This is a genomic window from Rossellomorea aquimaris (assembly GCF_001877785.1).
In the GTDB taxonomy this organism is placed as follows: Bacteria; Bacillota; Bacilli; order Bacillales; family Bacillaceae_B; genus Rossellomorea; species Rossellomorea aquimaris_A.
The window spans coordinates 1-470 of the sequence record NZ_MINN01000148.1 but is presented as its reverse complement, the minus strand read 5'-3'; the positions used below and the strand labels follow the sequence as shown (position 1 = coordinate 470).

1 protein-coding gene is annotated in these 470 nt (G+C 47.7%); it reads left to right on the top strand.

The window, feature by feature from the left end; all coding sequences use genetic code 11:
- On the top strand, nucleotides 1-470 hold a 470-nt coding region (locus BHE18_RS20960; protein WP_268876483.1), incomplete at both ends, for an acetyl-CoA carboxylase carboxyltransferase subunit beta.

Below are 470 nucleotides of genomic sequence, written 5' to 3'. Positions count from 1 at the left end.
TTTGGAGATAGGGATCAGAGAAAGGGGTGGTATACGGAGTGTTTTTTATGCAGTAGTAGACGAAAAAATCACCCGTGCAGTGGAATTGGCTACCAAATTAAAAGTGCCATTTTTAATCTTTACGGCGAGTGGCGAGGCGCGCATGCAAGAAGGCGTATTGTCGCTTATGCAAATGGCAAAAACAAGTGTTGCACTTAAACGCCATTCGAACGAGGGCTTGTTGTTCGTGTCGATTTTGACGCATCCGACAACTGGCGGCGTGTCCGCGAGTTTTGCATCTGTCGGGGACATCAATTTGGCGGAACCAAAGGCATTAATCGGCTTTGCCGGACGCCGCGTTATCGAACAAACAGTCCGTGAGAAATTGCCGGAAGACTTCCAAACAGCAGAATTTTTACTAACTCATGGACAGCTGGATGCGGTCGTACATCGGTCGAAAATGCGTGAGACATTATCGACGATTGTGCAAC